Annotated in this window: 13 protein-coding genes; 4 read left to right on the top strand and 9 right to left on the bottom strand. The window is 68.6% G+C overall.

Annotation, left to right across the window (positions count from 1 at the left end; translation table 11 throughout):
* Nucleotides 1-11: 11 nt before the first annotated feature.
* From ASD65_RS06675 to ASD65_RS06685, 3 genes are read right to left on the bottom strand one after another with little or no spacing between them, the layout of a single operon-like run.
* Nucleotides 12-770 carry an anti-sigma factor gene (locus ASD65_RS06675; protein WP_056220181.1) on the bottom strand — a complete coding sequence of 253 codons (759 nt, stop codon included), beginning with the start codon at nucleotides 768-770 and terminating at the stop codon, nucleotides 12-14.
* On the bottom strand, nucleotides 767-1369 hold the full coding sequence (gene sigK, locus ASD65_RS06680) for an ECF RNA polymerase sigma factor SigK (protein WP_200948702.1): 603 nt from the start codon (nucleotides 1367-1369) through the stop codon (nucleotides 767-769). Before sigK ends, ASD65_RS06675 begins: the two co-directional genes overlap by 4 nt.
* A gap of 51 nt (nucleotides 1370-1420) precedes the next feature.
* Entirely contained in the window at nucleotides 1421-3208 is a 1788-nt protein-coding gene (locus tag ASD65_RS06685) for a cytochrome c biogenesis protein DipZ (protein WP_056220185.1), read from the bottom strand.
* A gap of 224 nt (nucleotides 3209-3432) precedes the next feature.
* On the opposite strand from ASD65_RS06685, the gene ASD65_RS06690 reads away from it, so the two are divergent.
* Nucleotides 3433-4089 (top strand): fasciclin domain-containing protein, encoded by a 657-nt coding sequence (locus tag ASD65_RS06690; protein WP_056224563.1) that lies wholly within the window; start codon nucleotides 3433-3435, stop codon nucleotides 4087-4089.
* A 68-nt stretch (nucleotides 4090-4157) separates the two neighbouring features.
* Here the strand turns inward: ASD65_RS06690 and ASD65_RS06695 are convergent, their stop codons facing one another.
* A complete protein-coding gene (locus ASD65_RS06695) occupies nucleotides 4158-5003 on the bottom strand; it encodes a DMT family transporter (RefSeq protein WP_056220189.1) in 846 nt (281 codons plus the stop codon).
* Nucleotides 5000-7201 carry an alpha-galactosidase gene (locus ASD65_RS06700; RefSeq protein ID WP_056220192.1) on the bottom strand — a complete coding sequence of 734 codons (2202 nt, stop codon included), beginning with the start codon at nucleotides 7199-7201 and terminating at the stop codon, nucleotides 5000-5002. The genes ASD65_RS06695 and ASD65_RS06700 overlap by 4 nt, the downstream gene beginning before the upstream one ends.
* A 45-nt stretch (nucleotides 7202-7246) precedes the next feature.
* Here ASD65_RS06700 and ASD65_RS06705 point away from each other — a divergent pair, with 45 nt between their 5' ends.
* Complete coding sequence (locus ASD65_RS06705; protein WP_056220195.1) at nucleotides 7247-8275, top strand: LacI family DNA-binding transcriptional regulator; 1029 nt, start codon at nucleotides 7247-7249, stop codon at nucleotides 8273-8275.
* A 52-nt stretch (nucleotides 8276-8327) separates the two neighbouring features.
* On the opposite strand, the gene ASD65_RS06710 is transcribed toward ASD65_RS06705, so the two are convergent.
* From ASD65_RS06710 to ASD65_RS06725, 4 genes are all read right to left on the bottom strand, one after another.
* Nucleotides 8328-10085 (bottom strand): glycoside hydrolase family 35 protein, encoded by a 1758-nt coding sequence (locus ASD65_RS06710; protein ID WP_056220197.1) that lies wholly within the window; start codon nucleotides 10083-10085, stop codon nucleotides 8328-8330.
* Nucleotides 10086-10168: 83 nt separating this feature from the next.
* Nucleotides 10169-11509: an extracellular solute-binding protein gene (locus tag ASD65_RS06715; RefSeq protein WP_056220200.1), complete on the bottom strand. Its 1341-nt coding sequence runs from the start codon at nucleotides 11507-11509 to the stop codon at nucleotides 10169-10171.
* Between the two features lie 53 nt (nucleotides 11510-11562).
* Nucleotides 11563-12507, bottom strand: coding sequence for a carbohydrate ABC transporter permease (locus tag ASD65_RS06720; RefSeq protein ID WP_056220201.1), 945 nt, complete (start codon nucleotides 12505-12507; stop codon nucleotides 11563-11565).
* Complete coding sequence (locus ASD65_RS06725) at nucleotides 12504-13475, bottom strand: carbohydrate ABC transporter permease (protein WP_056224565.1); 972 nt, start codon at nucleotides 13473-13475, stop codon at nucleotides 12504-12506. Before ASD65_RS06725 ends, ASD65_RS06720 begins: the two co-directional genes overlap by 4 nt.
* A gap of 162 nt (nucleotides 13476-13637) precedes the next feature.
* Between ASD65_RS06725 and ASD65_RS06730 the strand changes: the two genes are divergently transcribed.
* Entirely contained in the window at nucleotides 13638-15710 is a 2073-nt protein-coding gene (locus ASD65_RS06730; protein WP_056220204.1) for a DUF5054 domain-containing protein, read from the top strand.
* A 17-nt stretch (nucleotides 15711-15727) separates the two neighbouring features.
* Nucleotides 15728-16849, top strand: a complete 1122-nt coding sequence (locus ASD65_RS06735) for a metallophosphoesterase family protein (protein WP_056220207.1) — start codon at nucleotides 15728-15730, stop codon at nucleotides 16847-16849.
* Nucleotides 16850-16902 lie beyond the last annotated feature (53 nt).

Genomic DNA, 16902 nt, shown 5'->3' on the forward strand with positions numbered 1-16902 from the left:
ATGAGCCCGGGTCAGGCCGTCGGGATCGTGACGATGGGATCGGTGGTCGGTCCTCCCGAGGGTGAACCGCCCGCCTGTTCCACGGTCACGGCGATGACGTCGCCGGCATGCATCTCGCCCGTCAGCACCGCGGTCGCGTTCCCATCATCCGCATCGAAGACGCCGGCGGAGATCGCCGTGCCTTCGCGCACGAACCACAGCTCGAAGTCCTGGTCGTCCGCGATGGTCGGCAGTCCGTCGGACACCAGCACCGCCTTGCCGAGCGAACCCGACCAGTGCGCGGTGGCGTCTCCCCCGTCCTCGAGGGATACGGAGGCGCTCTGCGCGTCGGGGGCTGCCTCGATCTGCTCGAGGGCGATGACGGATGCCGGGCGGTTCAACTGCTGGCCCAGCAGGACCGCGCCGAAGCCGAGGCCGAGCAGCAGGACGGAGGATGCCGCCAGTGCGAGGAGTCCGCGCGTCCAGTTGCGGCGCGCCACCGCCTGGATGGTCGCCGTATCCGACGCAGGTTCCGTCGAGACGTGAACCGGGGCTGCGACATCCTGGGGCAGATCGGCGATCTGCGCGAGCAGAGCCGACCGCACTCCTATCGGAGGCGTCGCGTCGGCGACCGTGTCAGCCAGCGCGACGGCGATCGCGGCATCCGTCGCCACGAGCTCCGCCCATTCCGGATGGGCGGCGAGCGCGGCGAGGTACTCGCGCTCGTCCTCGGGTGAGAGCGCGTGCAGCGCATGGCCCGCCGCCAGTTCGGCGAAGTCCTGCTCGTTCACGTCATCACCCCCATCTCGTTGCGGAGGCGGGATAGCCCGTCCCGCATCCGTGTCTTGATCGTTCCCAGCGGAGAACCCACCAGGGCGGCGATCTCGCTCTGACTGTAACCGCCGTAATAGGCCAGCGTGAGCGCCTCTCGCTGGGCGTCGGGCAAGCTCGCCAGCGCTCGCGCGACCCGCTCCCCTTCGATCCTCATCTCCACCTGCTCGGCGACGCTGTCATGGTCCACGTCGAGATCCCGGAGTCCCGCTCGCACGTCACGATTCGTGCTCGCCTGCGCCGACCGCACCCGGTCGACGGCCCGGCGATGCGCGATCGTGAGAATCCACGACCTCCCCTGACCTTTGTTCGGAGCGAACTTCGCCGCGGATTGCCAGATCTCCAGGAACACCTCCTGCAGCACCTCCTCGCTCTGCGAGCGATCGACGAGGACGCGCAGGATGAGACCGAAGACGCGTGGCGAGAGCAAGTCGTACAGCTCACCGAACGCGGCCTGGTCACCGTTGGCGACCCGTTCGAGCAGAGAGCCGGCATGGTCGACAGTGGCGCTCCCGTCGTCGGGGAGCTCCATGCCGTCGATGACCATGCTCCCCAGCATGCCCCACGCCGACGGCCGCGCACGCACTTCGATGCCCCTCATCGCAGATCGTCACCCAAAAGTGAACGAGTACGCCTGCACGCCGGGGGTCACCGACACCTCGATCAGGCCGCTCCCGCTCGCACCCCGATACAGCTCATACGATCGCGGCGTGCCCTCCACCGGGATCGTCTGAGGAGCACGGCCGTCGATCGTCACCGTGACGGATCCGGTGCCCGACAGCACCACCCGCACCTCCGCCCCGGTGTACCTCAGCGCGATGGTGGCCGCGCCATCCGTCGGCTCGATGTACTGCGTCGCAAGCACCCAGTCCCCCTCCAGCGCGAACGTGTCGCCCTTCTGGTCCGCGGGCACCGAGAAGGAGCTCTCCCCCTGCCCGTAGCTCTCGGAACCCCCGAAGTTCTGATCCTTCGCGGTGCCGAGGAACGTCTCGGGCGTCGTCGCGCCCGCATCCGGGGTCGTGTCCTCCACCTCGGTCGCCGCCGGCAGCGATGCGCCGGGGTGGGCGCTCTCGAGGAGCTCTCGGATCAGCTTCTCGGTGGCGGCGTAGTTGCCCTCCCCGAACGCGATGTGCCGCACCGTGCCCTCGGCATCGATCAGGTAATGCGCCGGCCAGTATCGGTTGCGGTAGTTGGTCCAGGTCGACAGCGAGTTGTCCAGAGCGACCGGATACTCGATGCCGAACGCCTTCGCGCCGGAGGCCACATTGCCGGCGTCCTTCTCGAACGCGTACTCGGGCGAGTGGATGCCGATGACCTGCAGCCCCGCGTCTCGATACGCCTTGTCCCAGGCAACGACATGCGGGATGCTGCGCTGGCAGTTGATGCAGGAGTACGCCCAGAAGTCGATCAGGACGACCTGCCCGCGCAGATCCTTCAGATCGATCCCGTCGCCGTCCGGCGTGTTCAGCCATGCGTCGATACCGCGGATGCTCGGAGCCGTGCCGCACGATTCCAGCTCCGTGGCGCCGTTGCTGCACTCATCGAGCTTGCGATTCTCGTCGGTCACGAGCCCGCCGAGGTCGAGGGCGTCGCGCACCGTCTCGTTCTCGTCCAGCTGCTGTGTGAGCGGCGCCGTGTAGTCCGGCACCAGCCTCTGCAGCAGGGCGGGAAGGTTGAACGCCAGGCCGACCGCCAGCGCGATCATCGCGATCCCGCCGGCGATGCGCAGCCCGCGCTCGCGCTTGCGGAACGCCCGGATGCGCTCGATGAGCGCCCGGCCGGCGAGCGCGAAGAAGAGGAGGGGCAGGGCCGCGCCGATCGCGAACGAGACCGTCAGCAGCACGGTGTCCAGGCCGATCCGGCCGGTCGAGCCGGCGACGATGATCGCGGCGAGGACCGGTCCGGCGCAGGGCACGTACACGGCCCCCAGCGCGAAGCCGAGGGCGAAGCCGTTGCGCTCGGTCGAGACCTCACGGCGCGGGATCCACTGGAACGGTCGTTCGAGCAGCTGCTCGAAGCGCGGGATGATCAGCCCGAGGCCGATCAGGACGAGGACGACGATGCCGGCCCAGCGGATCACGTCCTGCGGCAGACCGAGCAGACTCAGGATGAGGCTGCCGACCAGCGCGACGAGTGTGAAGCTCGTGACCAGTCCGAGGATGACGATGTAGGGACGCCACTTCGAGACCGGTCGCGCTTCCGCCGCGACATCGGGCGGCGCCAGCGTCGCCGTTGCCGTGCCTCCCCCGGTGGGCGAAGCCTGCACCCTCACGGGTTCCGGTCTGCGCCGGGCGGATTGCGCTCCTCCGGACAGGAAGATGACCGGCAGCACCGGCAGGATGCACGGCGAGATTCCCGTGATCAGCCCGCCGAGCAGACCGATGAGTATCAGTTCCATGGGGTGCCCCTCCGACCCGCGCGAAGGGAGCGGCGTCGGGTGCTGTTCGGAGGAGAGCGCTCTTTCGGTTTGGTCCGTCCGTCGATTCGGGACGCCACGACATCCATTCCACGATCCTCCAATCCGATTCGAGCGGGGCCCCGAACAACCTCGTGTACGCCGCCGATCCGGTGGCCACAGCATCGTGCGGCCCTCTGCGGAGCCGCACCGACAAGGAGGATCCGATGTCTCGCAAGAAGCTGTTTCTGCTGTGCCTGCCCGTCACGTTCGCGGCGGCGATCGCCCTGAGTGCCTGCACACCGATGTCGGGGAGCGCGACCGAGGAGACCACCGCCCCTCCCGCGATGGAGGAGTCGCAGGCCCCGGCCATGGAGAACGACCCGGCCGCCAACCTCGTCGGTGCCGGCTGCGCCGCCTACGCCGAGGCCGTCCCCGACGGCGACGGCTCGATCGTCGGCATGTCGCAGGACCCGGTCGCCGTCGCCGCATCGAACAACCCGCTGCTCACGACGCTCGTCGCCGCGGTCTCGGGCCAGCTCAACCCCGACGTCAATCTCGTCGACACGCTCAACGGCGACGAATTCACCGTGTTCGCGCCCGTCGATGATGCGTTCGCCAAGATCGATCCGGCCACCATCGAGGTCCTCAAGACCGACAGTGACCTGCTCTCGTCGATCCTGACCTACCACGTCGTGCCCGGGCAGATCGAGCCCGCCGACATCGTCGGCACGCACACCACGGTCAACGGTGCCGACCTCGAGGTCACGGGCAGCGGTGACAACCTGATGGTCAACGGCGCGACCGTCATCTGCGGCGGCGTCCAGACCGCCAACGCCACCGTGTACCTGATCGACACGGTGCTGATGCCGCCCGCGAGCTAGGGGCCGGGAAGAGCGAGAGGGCCGTCGGTGCATGCACCGGCGGCCCTCTCGTCTGCGCTCGCGCAGCCTCAGCCGCCCACACGGATGGCGACGATGCCGGCCACCGCCACCACCGTGGCGATCGCCCGCCACAGCTTGAACGGCTCACGGAAGACCAGGTACCCGATCACCCCGGCCACGAGCACCCCCGACTCGCGCAGCGCGGAGACGACGGCGAGCGGCGCTTGGGACTGCGCCCACAGCACGATCGTGTACGCCACCAGTGAGACCACCCCACCGGTGATGCCGAGGCCGGCATGCGAGCGCAGGCCGGTGACGAATCGCCGGCGGTCGCGGGAGAGCACGAGGCACAGCACGGGCAGCGCGGCCCCCTGCAGCAGGAACAGCCAGGACGCATAGCTGAGCGGAGCGCCCGAGGCGCGCACGCCGACGCCGTCGAGCACCGAGTAGACCGTGACGGTGGCACCGACGGCGAGGATGAGCAGCGTGCTGCGCCGGTCATGAGAGCCGTCACGGCTCCACGACAGCGCGAACAGGGCGAACACCACGACGGCCACTCCGGCCAGCTGCAGGGGTGCCAGCGACTCGCCCAGCAGCGTGGTCGAGGCCGCCGTGATCCCGAGCACCGCGATTCCACGCGTGAGCGGATACGCCCGGCCGAACTCGGTACGGGCGTAGGCCGCCATCAGCAGGATCAGGTACGCGGACTGCACGACGGCGGATGCCGCGAGGTACGGCCACGCCGCGGGTGCGACCGGCGGCAGCACGAGGCATCCGATCGCGCCCGCGACGAAGTACACCGCACCCATCAGCGCCGAGGAGGCCAGGCGATCCGGGATCGCCTTGGCCATCGCGTTCCAGCCGCCGTGCAGGACGGCGGCGCCGAGCACCGCGATCAGGACGAGCGGAGTCACGGTCGGATGTCGCGCGCGGGCCCACCCTCACGCTCGACGACGCGGAGCAGCACGCTGTGCTCCGGCCACAGGGTCGGCATGACCACGCCCACCGAACCGAGCAGTGCGCCGGTGGCCGTCGCGCCGGTGCTCCACCAGGCCGGCAGGTCACTGTCCTCGGGCTGCACGCCCACGCGCACCGGCTCGACCGTGTAGCTGCGCTGCGGGTCGAGGCCCGGCAGCCGCACCCGTCCCGCGTTCGCGAGCGGCGAGCGGGTGTGCGCCACGAACGCATACACCGCGTCCGAGCGGTCGGTCGCGACGACCCCGTGCAGCGAGATGGAGTCGTCGGGGTGGTCGAGTCGCACCAGGTCTCCCCCGTGCAGCAGCTCGCGCAGCTCGCGATGCAGGCCGATCCAGGCACCGAGCTCGGCGAGCTCAGCCGCCGTGGAGGTACGCAGGTCCCACTCGACGCCGAGGTGCCCGAACAGCGCCGTCGTGGCGCGGAACGACAGCGCGTGTGTGCGGCCCGTCGTGTGTGAGGACTCCGACGCGATGTGCATGCCCATCAGCTCGGGCGGCACCAGCTGGCTCGTCCAGCGGTTGATCTCCTGGCGATCGAGAGGATCGTTGTTGTCCGAGACCCAGATCCGGTCCGTCCGATCGAGGGCCCCGAGATCGACGCGTCCACCACCCGAGGAGCATGACTCGATCTCCAGGCCGGGGTACTTCGCCTTGAGCTCGTCGACGAGTCGGTAGAAGGCGAGGGTCTGCCCGTGCACGCCCGGGCGCTGCGCCGCGCCCGACCCGGCATCCACCAGATCGCGGTTGTGGTCCCACTTCAGGTACGCGATGTCGTACTCATCGAGCAGCGCCACGAGGGCATCGCGGATGTGGGCGTAGCAGTCCGGGTTGCCGAGATCCAGCACCTGCTGATTGCGCGCCTCCACCGGGAGCCGGTCGCGTGCAGACATGATCCACTCCGGATGCTGCCGCGCGAGGTCGGAATCGACGTTGATCATCTCCGGCTCGACCCACAGCCCGAACTCCATATCCAGCCCGCGCACGTGATCGATGAGCGGTCCGAGGCCGTGCGGCCAGACATCGGGTGACACGGTCCAGTCGCCCAATCCGGCGCGGTCGTTGCGGCGCCCGCCGAACCATCCGTCATCCAACACGAAGCGCTCGATGCCGACGCCCGCCGCGAGATCGGCCAGCTCGACGAGGGTGTCGAAGTCGTGGTCGAAGTACACCGCCTCCCAGACGTTGAGCGTGATCGGGCGCACCGTCGACGGATGCTGCGGACGTGCGCGCAGCATGCGGTGCGTACGCTGCGCCGCGGCATCCAGGCCATCGCCGTAGAACCCGTACACCCACGGGCTGCGGTACGTCTCCCCCTGCGCCAGCCGCAGTTCTCCCGGCAGCAGCAGTTCACCGCCGCCGAGAAGTTGACGACCGGACAGCGCCCGCTCGAGCTGGTGCACGTGGTTGCCCGACCACGCGGTGTGGATGCCCCAGACCTCTCCTCCGGCGAAGCCGAACCCGGGCGTGCCGGCCGAGAGGATGGTGGCGGCGTCGAGGCCGGTGCGGCCGCGACGCCCCTCCCGCCGGTGCGTCCCCACCGTCATCCGGTGGCGCTGTGGCGCCCGCTCACGCCCCCAGCGTCCGGCGAAGTCCAGCACCTCGTCGGCCTGCAGCGGCGTCGGCAGGCACAGCAGCATCTCGTCGAGCTGGTACGGCTCCTCGGCGAGGTTCTCCATCTCGGCGCGCATGCGCACGACGCCGGCGGGATCGAGTTCGATCGTCACCTCGAGTCCCAATTGCGTCACGGCGTCCGTCGCGGCCACCACAACCACCGCGGCCCCGCTGTTGATCACGCGGGCGTCGTCTTCACCGATCTGCCGTTCGTTGATCGCCACCGAGGTGACGGTGAACGACGGCGACCACGCGGTCCCCGCGCGCGAGCCGCTGATCCCGGGGTGCCCGAGCCAGCCGCGCGTGTGCTCGGGCAGCACGGAGACCGGCACCGGCACGTCCGCCTCGCTCGCCCCGATCGGTGCGACCGCGGTGGCGAGGAGACTCGTGTATTCATCGGCCCCGACGTCGCCGAGATCGGCTCCCCAGTGGGCGATCACCGGCAGTCGGCCACCCGAGAAGTCGAGAACGACAGCCACGCCGCTGCTTCGCAATATGACGCCCAGGTCAGGGAAGTCGGTCATCGGAGGTTCCTCTCACGGAGTCTGATCGGTAGTGTTTGCGTTGCCATGAAGTCTGCGTCGAGCGTCCCCGTCCGAGCGTCGATCAACGACGTCGCCGCGCACGCCGGGGTCTCGGCCCAGACGGTCTCCAGGGTGGCGAACAATCAGCAGAACGTGCGACCGTCCACGCGCGAACGTGTGCTCGCGTCGATGCGCGAACTCGGGTACCGCCCGAACAGCGCCGCGCGCAATCTCAAGTCGGGCCGATTCCGCAGCATCGGATTCGTGACGTTCAACCTGGCCACCTTCGGCAATGAACGCACGCTCGACGCGATCGCCGAAGCATCCGAGGCGGCGGGCTACACGACCACTCTGCTGCCCGTCACCGATCCCACGCAACTCGACGTCGTCGGTGCGTTCGGCCGGCTCGAGGAGCAGGCAGTCGACGGCATCATCCTGGTCATGTCCGCCGAGGTCGGCGCCCTCGATGACCTCACGATGACTGCGGGACTGCCACTGGTCATCGTCGATTCCGACGCGCATCTGCCCTACACCGTGGTCGACACCGACCAGGAACAGGGCGCCCGGCTGGCGCTGCAGCATCTGTTCGATCTCGGCCACCGCGACATCGTGCATATCTCCGGCCCCGAGATCTCCTACTCGGCACAGCGCCGCGCCGAGGCATACCGACGGATGATGGACGAACACGGCCTGCCCGGTCGACCCATCCTGGTCGGCGATTGGTCCGCGGCTTCGGGTGTCGAGCTCGGCGAGCACATCCTGCGCGAGGAGCGACTCCCCACGGCCATCTTCGCGGGAAACGACCAGATGGCGCTCGGCGCGATGCACGCGATCCACGACAGCGGGCTGCGGATCCCCGAAGACATCAGCGTGGTCGGATTCGACGATGCGGACGGCGCGGCCACCTTCTGGCCGTCCCTGACCACGGTGCACCAGAACCTCGACGAGGTCGGGCGCCTGGCGACGACCGTGCTGCTGTCGATCATCAACGGTCAGCCGGACGCGAAGCAGAAGTTCCTGGTGCCCACGCGTCTGGTCGTGCGCGACAGCACGGGGCCGGCGCGCGTTCCCTGACCGCCGCTCCCCCGCTGTGCGCACCGGCCGCCGAGCCGGGTGCGTCATCGCGTCACACCTCGTCCGGACCGAGATCGGGCTGCGCCGCGAAGGTCGCCTCGGCGATCGGCAGACCCGAGATCTCCAGGACGATGATCTCGTTCTCGCCCGCTCGCACGACAGGGCTCGGCACGTAGAGGGTGCGCTGCGGCCCGCGGCTCCAGTGCCGCCCCAGGTGGAACCCGTTGATCCACACCACGCCGGCGCCCCAGGCGCCGATCTCGAGGTGCAGGTCGCTCGGTTCACCGACGGTGAAGCGCCCGGACGCGAACGCCGGCCCGGCGACCGGGGATCCCTCGGGGATCACCGCCTCCGGACGCGCCAGCGCCTCGCGGACGAGACTCAGGTCGAGGTCCACGGGACCGGCTCGCCACCCGCGCAGGGGCCGACCGTCCAGTGTCGCCGAACCGATGAGGCCCTTCGCCTCGCCCAGCCGCGGGCCGTAGTTGACACCACCGAGGTGCTCGACGAGGAGGCAGAGCTCGCCCCCGTCCGACGGCGGCAGGACGATCACGCGTTCCCCGTGCTCGCGGTCGATCATCCCGACCCGCACGCCGTCCACGAACACATGTGCCCGGTCGCGCACCTCGGCGAAGGCGAGCAGGCCGCCGTGCGCGATGGTCGTGGCGTAGTGCGAGAATCCGCGCGGCAGGCCGAAAGCCGAGGCATCCGGAAGCAGGTCGAACTCCTGTGTACGGAGGAGGTCGACGCCGGCCAGCGGCACGGCGCGGTCCAGGCTCGTGGAGAACACCGGCGTCGCGGCGCGCTCGGCAGGGCGTTCCTCGGGCACCGGTGCGTACTTCGCGATGACATCCCGGAATCGCCAGTACTTCTCGGTGGGGGTGCCGTCCTCGGCGAGCGGGGCGTCGTAGTCGTAGGTGGTCGCGATCGGGCGGTAGATGCCCTTGTCGTTCGCGCCGGAGGTGAAACCGAAGTTGGTGCCGCCGTGGAACATGTAGATGTTCACCGAGGCACCCGCTGCCAAGAGCGCGTCGAGCGACTCGGCGGCGTCGTCGGCCGAGGTCGTGTGGTGCGGCTCGCCCCAGCTGTCGAACCAGCCGCACCAGAACTCCGAGCACATCAGCGGCCCGGTGGGCTGGTTGCGGCGCAGCAGCGCGAGGCGCTCGTCGACACGCGAGCCGAAGGACCCTGTGCGGTGCAGCTCGTCGAGGCTACCGTCGCGGAGCATCGTGCCCAGCGGCTGATCGACGCTGGTCAGCGGCACCGTGATGCCGGCGCGGTGCGTCAGCGCGACGAGGGTGCGCAGATAGTCGGCATCGGAACCGTAGGCGCCGTACTCGTTCTCGATCTGCACGAGGATCACCGGGCCGCCCAGGTCGATCTGACGTGGGGCCACGATGGCATAGACGGACTCGAGATACTCCTCGACCGCGGCGAGGTAGGCCGGGTCGCTGGAGCGGAGTTTCAGCGACTGGTCCGTGAGGAGCCAGGCAGGCAGGCCGCCATCGGTCCACTCTGCGCAGATGTAGGGTCCCGGGCGCACGATGGCGTGCATGCCCTCGGCCTCGACCAGATCGAGAAAGCGCGCGAGATCGAGCTGCGGGGTTGTGAGGAACTCTCCGCGGGAGGGCGCGTGCTCGTTCCACGGCACGTAGGTCTCGATGGTGTTCAAGCCCATGAGCTTGGCTTTGCGGATACGGTCCGCCCACAGCTCGGGGTGCACCCGGAAGTAGTGCAGCGCGCCGGCGAGCACGCGGAACGGCTCTCCGTCGAGGAGGAAGTCGGCGGCGCCGATGGTGAACCTGGGCATGAGCATCCTGGTCTGTCGGTAAGAGAAGGAGGAAAGAGCGCGGGGCCCGCGAATCGCGAGCCCCGCGTCCTGTGAGCTGCTGACTACTTGTTGACCGAGAAGCCCTGCTCGTTGCCGTAGGCGACCATGTCGTCCTGCCACGCGAGGAGGCCGTCTGCCAGGCTGGTGCCGTCGGCCATCGCCTTGCCTGCGGTGTCACCGAAGATGTTGTTGGCGTAGCCCTGGAACGGGAGATACTGCCACCCGGCGAGTACGTTCTCGGCAGAGGTCTTGCCCTCCTGGTTGGCCTTCTGACCGCCATATGCCTCGAACTCGCGGTCGAGCCACTCGGGGTCGTCCATGATCTCCGTGGTGGCGGGGAAGCCACTCGCGTTCTGCAGATCGCGGCCGCCACCGGTCGCCATGAACTGCAGGAGGCCTGCGGCGAGCGCCTTGTTCGTGCTCTGCTCGCTCACCGCGAGTCCGCTGCCGCCGTTCATCGCGGAGGCCGGCTTCCCGTCCCACGAGGGGAGCTGGGCGACGCGCCAGTTGCCGTGGCTGTTGTCATCCATGCCGCCGATCATCCAGCCGCCCATCATCAGTGTGCCGAGCTTGCCCTGCTGCAGAGCCTTGGTCCACTCGTCGCCCCAGGTCGACAGCGTGGAGAGCTGGTCCTTCTCGAGGAGACCGCTCCACAGGTCGGTGAACTTCGTGCTGCCCTCGTCCGCGAGGTCGATCGTGACCGCGTCACCGTCGATCTGGAACGGCTGACCGCCCGATGCCCAGATCATGCTCGTGATGAAGCCCGCGTCGCCCTGGTTGGCGATGTACGCCTCGGGGTCGTAGGTGTGGATGGCCGCCGCAGCCGCCGCGTACTCGTCCCACGTCTTGGGCACCTCGGTGACACCGGCAGCGTCGAACAGCTCCTTGTTGTAGATCAGGACCATGGGTCCGGAGTCCCCGGGGATGCCGAGCTGCTTCCCGTCGAACTGCATGCCTTCCCACGCGGATGGAATGAAGTCGCCGGCCGCTTCTTCGTTGAAGCCCCAGCCACTCATGTCCGCCAGCGCGTCGCCCATGGCGAGCTGCGGCACGGTCTGGTACTCGACCGGGATGATGTCCGGGGCGCCAGTGCCGGCCTTGACGGCGTTCTGCACCTTGGTGACCACGGCGTCGGGGTCGTCCATCTTGACAACCTCGACCTTGACCTTCGGGTTCTCCTTGGTGAAGGCATCCGCCATGTCCTGCGTGGAGTCGCTCCAGGTCCACCACGTCAGCGTGCCGCCCTTTTCGAGCGCGGCGTCGATGTCGGCCTGAGTGCCGCCTGCGGCAGCTCCGTCGCCGCCGTCGGCCGGGGTGGAGGAGCAGGCTGCGAGCGTGCCCAGGAGAAGCGCGCTGGCGCCGAGAGCGGCGACCAGCCGGGTCTTGCTGTGGGAGTACTTCATTGTCTTTCCTTTCGCGATGTGAGTGTGATGCAGGGGTCTGAAGTGTCGGATGTCTACTTCACGCTTCCGGCGGTGAGACCGGACTGCCAGTAGCGCTGCAGGTAGAGGAATGCGCCTGCGATGGGGATGACGGTGAGCAGTGCACCCGTGATGACCAGGTTCGGGATGGCGGCGCCACCGATCGAGGTGGCCTGCGACGCCCATTGGTTCAGGCCGACCGGCAGCGGATACAGCAACGGATCGCTCAACATGATCAGCGGAAGGAAGTAGTTGTTCCACGTGGCCACGAGCGAGAACATGAGAACGGTGATGACCGCCGGCATGAGCTGGCGGAACGCGATCGAGAAGAAGATCCGCACCTCGCTCGCGCCGTCGATGCGAGCCGCCTCGAGGATCTCGTCCGGCACCGCCTCGGCCGCGTACACCCAGATCAGGTAGAGACCGAACGCACTCACCATCGACGGGATGATCACGGCCGCGGGCGTGTTCGTCAGCTTCATGCTGCTGAACAGCAGGAACTGCGGGACCGCCAGAGCGGAGCCGGGAATCGCGATCGCGCCCAAGATGATCGCGAAGACAGCCCTGCGGCCCGGGAAGCGATACTTCGCGAGTCCATAGCCGGCCAGCGTCGCCAGGAGGGCGGCCCCGCCGCCGCCGACGATGACGTAGAAGATCGTGTTGCCGAACCAGCGGAGGAAGATCCCGTCGTTGTACGTGAACACCTGCACGATGTTGTCGAACAAGGCGAAGTCGCCCGAGAACCACAGCGCGAACGAGTTGTACAGCTGGTCCTTCGACTTGCTCGCGTTGACGACGAGCCAGAACAGCGGAAGCAGGCAGTACAGCAGCATCGCGACCATCAGGAGGGTGACGGGCACGGATGCCGGCCGGTGCCGCGATCCGCCGCGCTTGCGCTTGCGGTCGACCGGAGCGACCTGCGCGCTGGCGAGTCGGCTGGGCGAACGGCGACGGCCCGTGACGATCGTTTCGGTGCTCATGCCGTCTCCTCCAGCTGGGGCGCGTTGCGGTTCTTCCGTCGGAAGATGCCTTCGGGGTTCTGCGCGATGAACGCGACGATCATCGTGAGGATGCCGGAGAGGATGGCGATCGCCGCCGCGTAGTTGAACATCGAGCCGGAGAACGAGAGGTTGAAGGCGTAGATGTTCGGCGTGAAGTAGCTCGAGATCTGGTTGGGCACGAGCGAGCGCAGCATCTGCGGCTCGTTGAAGAGCTGGAAGCTGCCGATGATCGAGAACAGGGTGGCGATGATCATCGCCCCGCGGATGCCGGGGAGCTTGATGCTGAAGATCGTGCGGAATGTGCCCGCGCCATCGATCTCGGCGGCCTCGTAGAGCTCGTGCGGAATCGCCTTCAGGCCCGCGTAGAAGACGAGCATGTTGTACCCGACGAACTCCCACGTGACGATGTTGCCGATCGACGCCATGATCCAGCTGTTGGACAGCGGATCGGGGAGAGTGATGCCGAAGAAGTCGTTGAGGTCGGCGACGAGCCCGAACTGGGAGCCGTACATGTAGCCCCAGATCATCACCGCGACGACGCCGGGAACGGCGTAGGGCAGGAAGATCGAGAGCCGGAACAGCGGCACCCAGCGCAGCCGCGCGCTGTCCAGGGCGAGCGCCGCAAAGAGGGCGATACCGAGCATGATCGGCACCTGGACGAAGAGGAAGCCGGTGACGCGGCCCAGCGCCTCCCAGAACTTCGGATCGGCGAACGCCTTGACGTAGTTCTCGAAGCCGACGAAGGATGTGCCGCCGACCAGGGTCTCCCGGAACAGACTCAGGTAGATCGCGTAGATCAGCGGCGCGATCAGCACGAGTGTGAAGACGGCCATGAACGGGCCGACGAAGATCCATCCGGCCCAGTCGCGACGACGCCGCCGCCGCTTCGGCGCGGCGATGGATGCCGTAGATCGCGCGGACGAAACGGATACTGCAGTGCTGCTCATCGGATGCACCGACCGCACACCACTCGGGTGTCTTGCGCGGTTTCCTGCCTCATAACGACGTCACTTCCTCGTGAATGTTTGCGTTCACATCGGAGTATACGACAGAATGATGTTTACGCAAACACAAGTTTCGTTTGCTTTTCAAGGCGAAGGAGCCAGCGCATGATCTCGACGATTCACGTCGTGTTCAAGACACACCTCGACATCGGATTCACCGATCTCGCGGCCAACGTGACCGACCGATATCTGAGCTCGTACCTCCCCCGCGCGATCGAGCTCTCCGAAGAGCTGGAGCGCCGTGGCGGCCCCGCCCGCTTCGTGTGGACCACCGGCTCCTGGCTCATCCAGGAGGCACTCCGAGTGGGCAGCCCGGACGAGCGCGCCCGGCTCGAGGACGCCATCCGCGCGGGCCGCGTCCGCTGGCACGGCCTCCCGATGACCCTGCACACCGAGGTGATGGATCGCCCCCTCCTCGACTACGGCATCTCGATCGCGCGGCGGCTCGACGAGCGCTTCGGCACGCACACCGTCGCCGCCAAGATGACCGATGTCCCCGGCCACACGGTCGGGCTCGTCCCCGCTCTGGCCGCCGCGGGAATCGACTACCTGCACCTCGGCGTGAACGGGGCCTCCGCGGTCCCCGACGTGCCCGAGTTCTTCCGCTGGCAGGCGCCGGACGGCAGCGAGGTCGTCGTCAACTACGCGCAGGGATACGGCGCCGAAGCCCTCGAGCTGGCGATCGCTCCGGGCGGCGCCGACGCGATGCACCTCGCACACACCGGCGACAACCTCGGCCCGCAGAGCGCCGAAGAGGTCGAAGCGCTCTTCGCCGACCTCGCCGCCGCCTACCCGGGGGCGCGCATCGTCGCCTCGACGCTCGACGACTTCGCCGCCAGCGTGCTCGCCGTCCGCGACGCCCTGCCCGTACTGACCGACGAGATCGGCGACTCCTGGATCCACGGGGTGGGCAGCGACCCGCTGTTGACCGCGCAGCTGAAGAGCCTGCTGGCACTGCGCCGCGAGTGGATCGATTCCGGTGCACTCGCTCCCGGAAGCGCCGAGGACGAAGGGCTCGGTGACGCCCTCCTGCTCATCGCCGAGCACACCTGGGGACAGGATCTGAAGACCTGGCTGCCGGACTACGTGAACTACACGAAGGCCGACTTCACCGCAGCCCGCGCGCGCGATGTCATCGACCCGTCGATCAACGGCCCGGAGATGGACGTCTACGCCTGGGCGTACACCGAGCACCCCCGCGAGGAGGGACTGAGCTACTCGGCGTTCGAGGCCTCCTGGGCCGAACAGCGCAGCTATGTCGAGCGTGCGATCGCGGCACTCTCCCCCGAGCGCGCGCGGATCGCGACCGCCGCGCTGGCCGAGCTCACGCCGCCACGGGAGACGCCGACGGATGCCGCATCCATCGCCCTCGATCCCACCGAGGAGCACGCGGTCCTGGGTTGGCGCGTGCGCTTCGGCGACGACGGCGCGCTCGTCGCGCTCGTCGACCTGACCGGCGCCGACTGGGCGGACGACGACCACCGTCTCGGCGCCTTCCGGTACCAGACCTTCGATGAGCGCGACGAGGCCCTCTGGGTGGCGCAGTACTGCCGCCGCATCGAGGAGACCGGCATGTGGGCGATCCCCGATCAGTCCAAGCCGGGCCTGGCCATCGCCGACACCCAACCGGCGCAGGTGTTCGCCCCGCGCGTGCTCTCGCTGACGCGCAGCGACCGCACCGACGGCGTGGCGCTGACGCTCGACCTGGCCATGCCGGGTCCCGCGAGCGAACTGTGGGGTGCACCCCGCCGCGTGCGGGTCGAGTACCTGTTCACCGCGGAGGGTCGCATCGAGATCACGCTCGACGTGCTCGAGCGCACGGCATCCCGTCTCCCCGAAGCCACCTGGTTCGCGTTCCGCCCGCGCGTCGGCGCAGGAGCGTGGCGTCTGGACAAGCTCGGCGCCCAGGTCGACCCGCAGCACGTCGTGCGCAACGGCAACCGGAGCCTGCACGCCGTGTCCGCCGTGTCGCACACGGCCGACCGTCGCTTCGCCCTCCGTACGCTCGACGCCCCGCTCGTGGCCGTCGGCATGCCGCAGCTCTTCCGGTTCGAGAACGCCGTCGCTCAGCCCGACGACGGCCTGTATGTGAACCTGCACAACAATATGTGGGGCACCAACTTCCGGATGTGGTTCGACGACGACGTCCGGTACCGCTTCACGCTCGAGCTCGTCTGAACCCCCGAAAGAACCCGATGAACACCTCCGCCCTTGTCACCAGCCCGCCCGTCGTCATGGCGCCGCGATCCGACGGATTCGAACTCGTCTGGGGCGTCGGACGCCTCAGCCGAGGATGGCTGGAGTGGGAACACGACGGCGAGCGCGGTGTCGTCAGCGCAGACGCGTTCGGCATGGTCCCGCAGGACGACCGCGTCCTGCGCGTGCGCCTCTCCGGCCTGCAGCCGGGCGCCGACCTCGTCGTACGCGCGGTGACCGAGGCGATCGCCGGCGACACCGAGCGCCACGAGAGCGCCTGGAAGCCCGTGCGCACACTCGATGCCGCGGCATCCTCCGCGCACATCGCGGTGTGGAACGACACCCACGAGCGCGCCGACACGCTGCGGGCGCTGCACGAGGTCACTCCGGGGGTGGACCTGCTGGTCTGGAACGGGGATCTCTGCAACGACTGGAAGGACCCGGGGTCGTTCACCACCACCGTCCTGAGTCCCGAAGGGCTGGACATCAGCGCCGGCCGGCCGCTGTCGATCGTGATCGGCAACCACGACGTGCGCGGCACGTGGGCCTATCAGCTCGAGGACTTCGTCGCGACGCCCGACGGGCGCCCCTACTCGGCCGGACGCGTCGGACCGGTCGCCTTCGTCATCCTGAACACCGGGGAGGACAAGCCCGATGCGCACCCCACCTTCGAAGGTCGCGTCGCGTTCGAACAGCTCCGTGCCGAGCAGGCCGCCTGGCTGCACGAGGCACTCGCGCGGCCCGAGATGCGCGATGCGCCGTACCGCCTGGTGTTCTGTCACATCCCGCTGCGCTGGACCGATGAGACCGTCGTGGACTACGACGACGGCGGCTATGACTGGTTCAGCCGGATGAGCCGGGATGCGTGGCACGACGCGCTCGTGGAGTGGGGCGCGCAGATCATCGTCTCGGGGCACACGCACGAGGCGGTCCTCCTGGAGGCGACCGACGAGTTCCCGTACGTGCAGCTCATCGGCGGCGGGCCGGACCGCGCGACCACCTCGGCGGAGGCGGCCACCTGGACCGAGATCGAGGCCGACGGCGCTGAGCTGGTGCTGACCACACGCGATCTGGACGGCGGGCTGGTGTTCGACACCCGCCTGCACCCCATCGCCGGCTGAGGCTCGCCGCTCAGGCGACGGCGCCGGTCTCCCGACGCTCACCATGCGCGCCT

Origin of the sequence: Microbacterium sp. Root61 (genome assembly GCF_001427525.1) — a bacterium.
Taxonomy (GTDB): Bacteria; Actinomycetota; Actinomycetes; order Actinomycetales; family Microbacteriaceae; genus Microbacterium.

What these genes read in the sequence shown, in the direction of transcription:
- sigK (WP_200948702.1), bottom strand. Translation starts at nt 1,369, where the DNA reads ATGCTGGGGAGCATGGTCATCGACGGCATGGAGCTCCCCGACGACGGG.
- ASD65_RS06685 (WP_056220185.1), bottom strand. Translation starts at nt 3,208, where the DNA reads ATGGAACTGATACTCATCGGTCTGCTCGGCGGGCTGATCACGGGAATC.
- ASD65_RS06690 (WP_056224563.1), top strand. Translation starts at nt 3,433, where the DNA reads ATGTCTCGCAAGAAGCTGTTTCTGCTGTGCCTGCCCGTCACGTTCGCG.
- ASD65_RS06700 (WP_056220192.1), bottom strand. Translation starts at nt 7,201, where the DNA reads ATGACCGACTTCCCTGACCTGGGCGTCATATTGCGAAGCAGCGGCGTG.
- ASD65_RS06705 (WP_056220195.1), top strand. Translation starts at nt 7,247, where the DNA reads ATGAAGTCTGCGTCGAGCGTCCCCGTCCGAGCGTCGATCAACGACGTC.
- ASD65_RS06710 (WP_056220197.1), bottom strand. Translation starts at nt 10,085, where the DNA reads ATGCCCAGGTTCACCATCGGCGCCGCCGACTTCCTCCTCGACGGAGAG.
- ASD65_RS06715 (WP_056220200.1), bottom strand. Translation starts at nt 11,509, where the DNA reads ATGAAGTACTCCCACAGCAAGACCCGGCTGGTCGCCGCTCTCGGCGCC.
- ASD65_RS06720 (WP_056220201.1), bottom strand. Translation starts at nt 12,507, where the DNA reads ATGAGCACCGAAACGATCGTCACGGGCCGTCGCCGTTCGCCCAGCCGA.
- ASD65_RS06725 (WP_056224565.1), bottom strand. Translation starts at nt 13,475, where the DNA reads ATGAGCAGCACTGCAGTATCCGTTTCGTCCGCGCGATCTACGGCATCC.
- ASD65_RS06730 (WP_056220204.1), top strand. Translation starts at nt 13,638, where the DNA reads ATGATCTCGACGATTCACGTCGTGTTCAAGACACACCTCGACATCGGA.
- ASD65_RS06735 (WP_056220207.1), top strand. Translation starts at nt 15,728, where the DNA reads ATGAACACCTCCGCCCTTGTCACCAGCCCGCCCGTCGTCATGGCGCCG.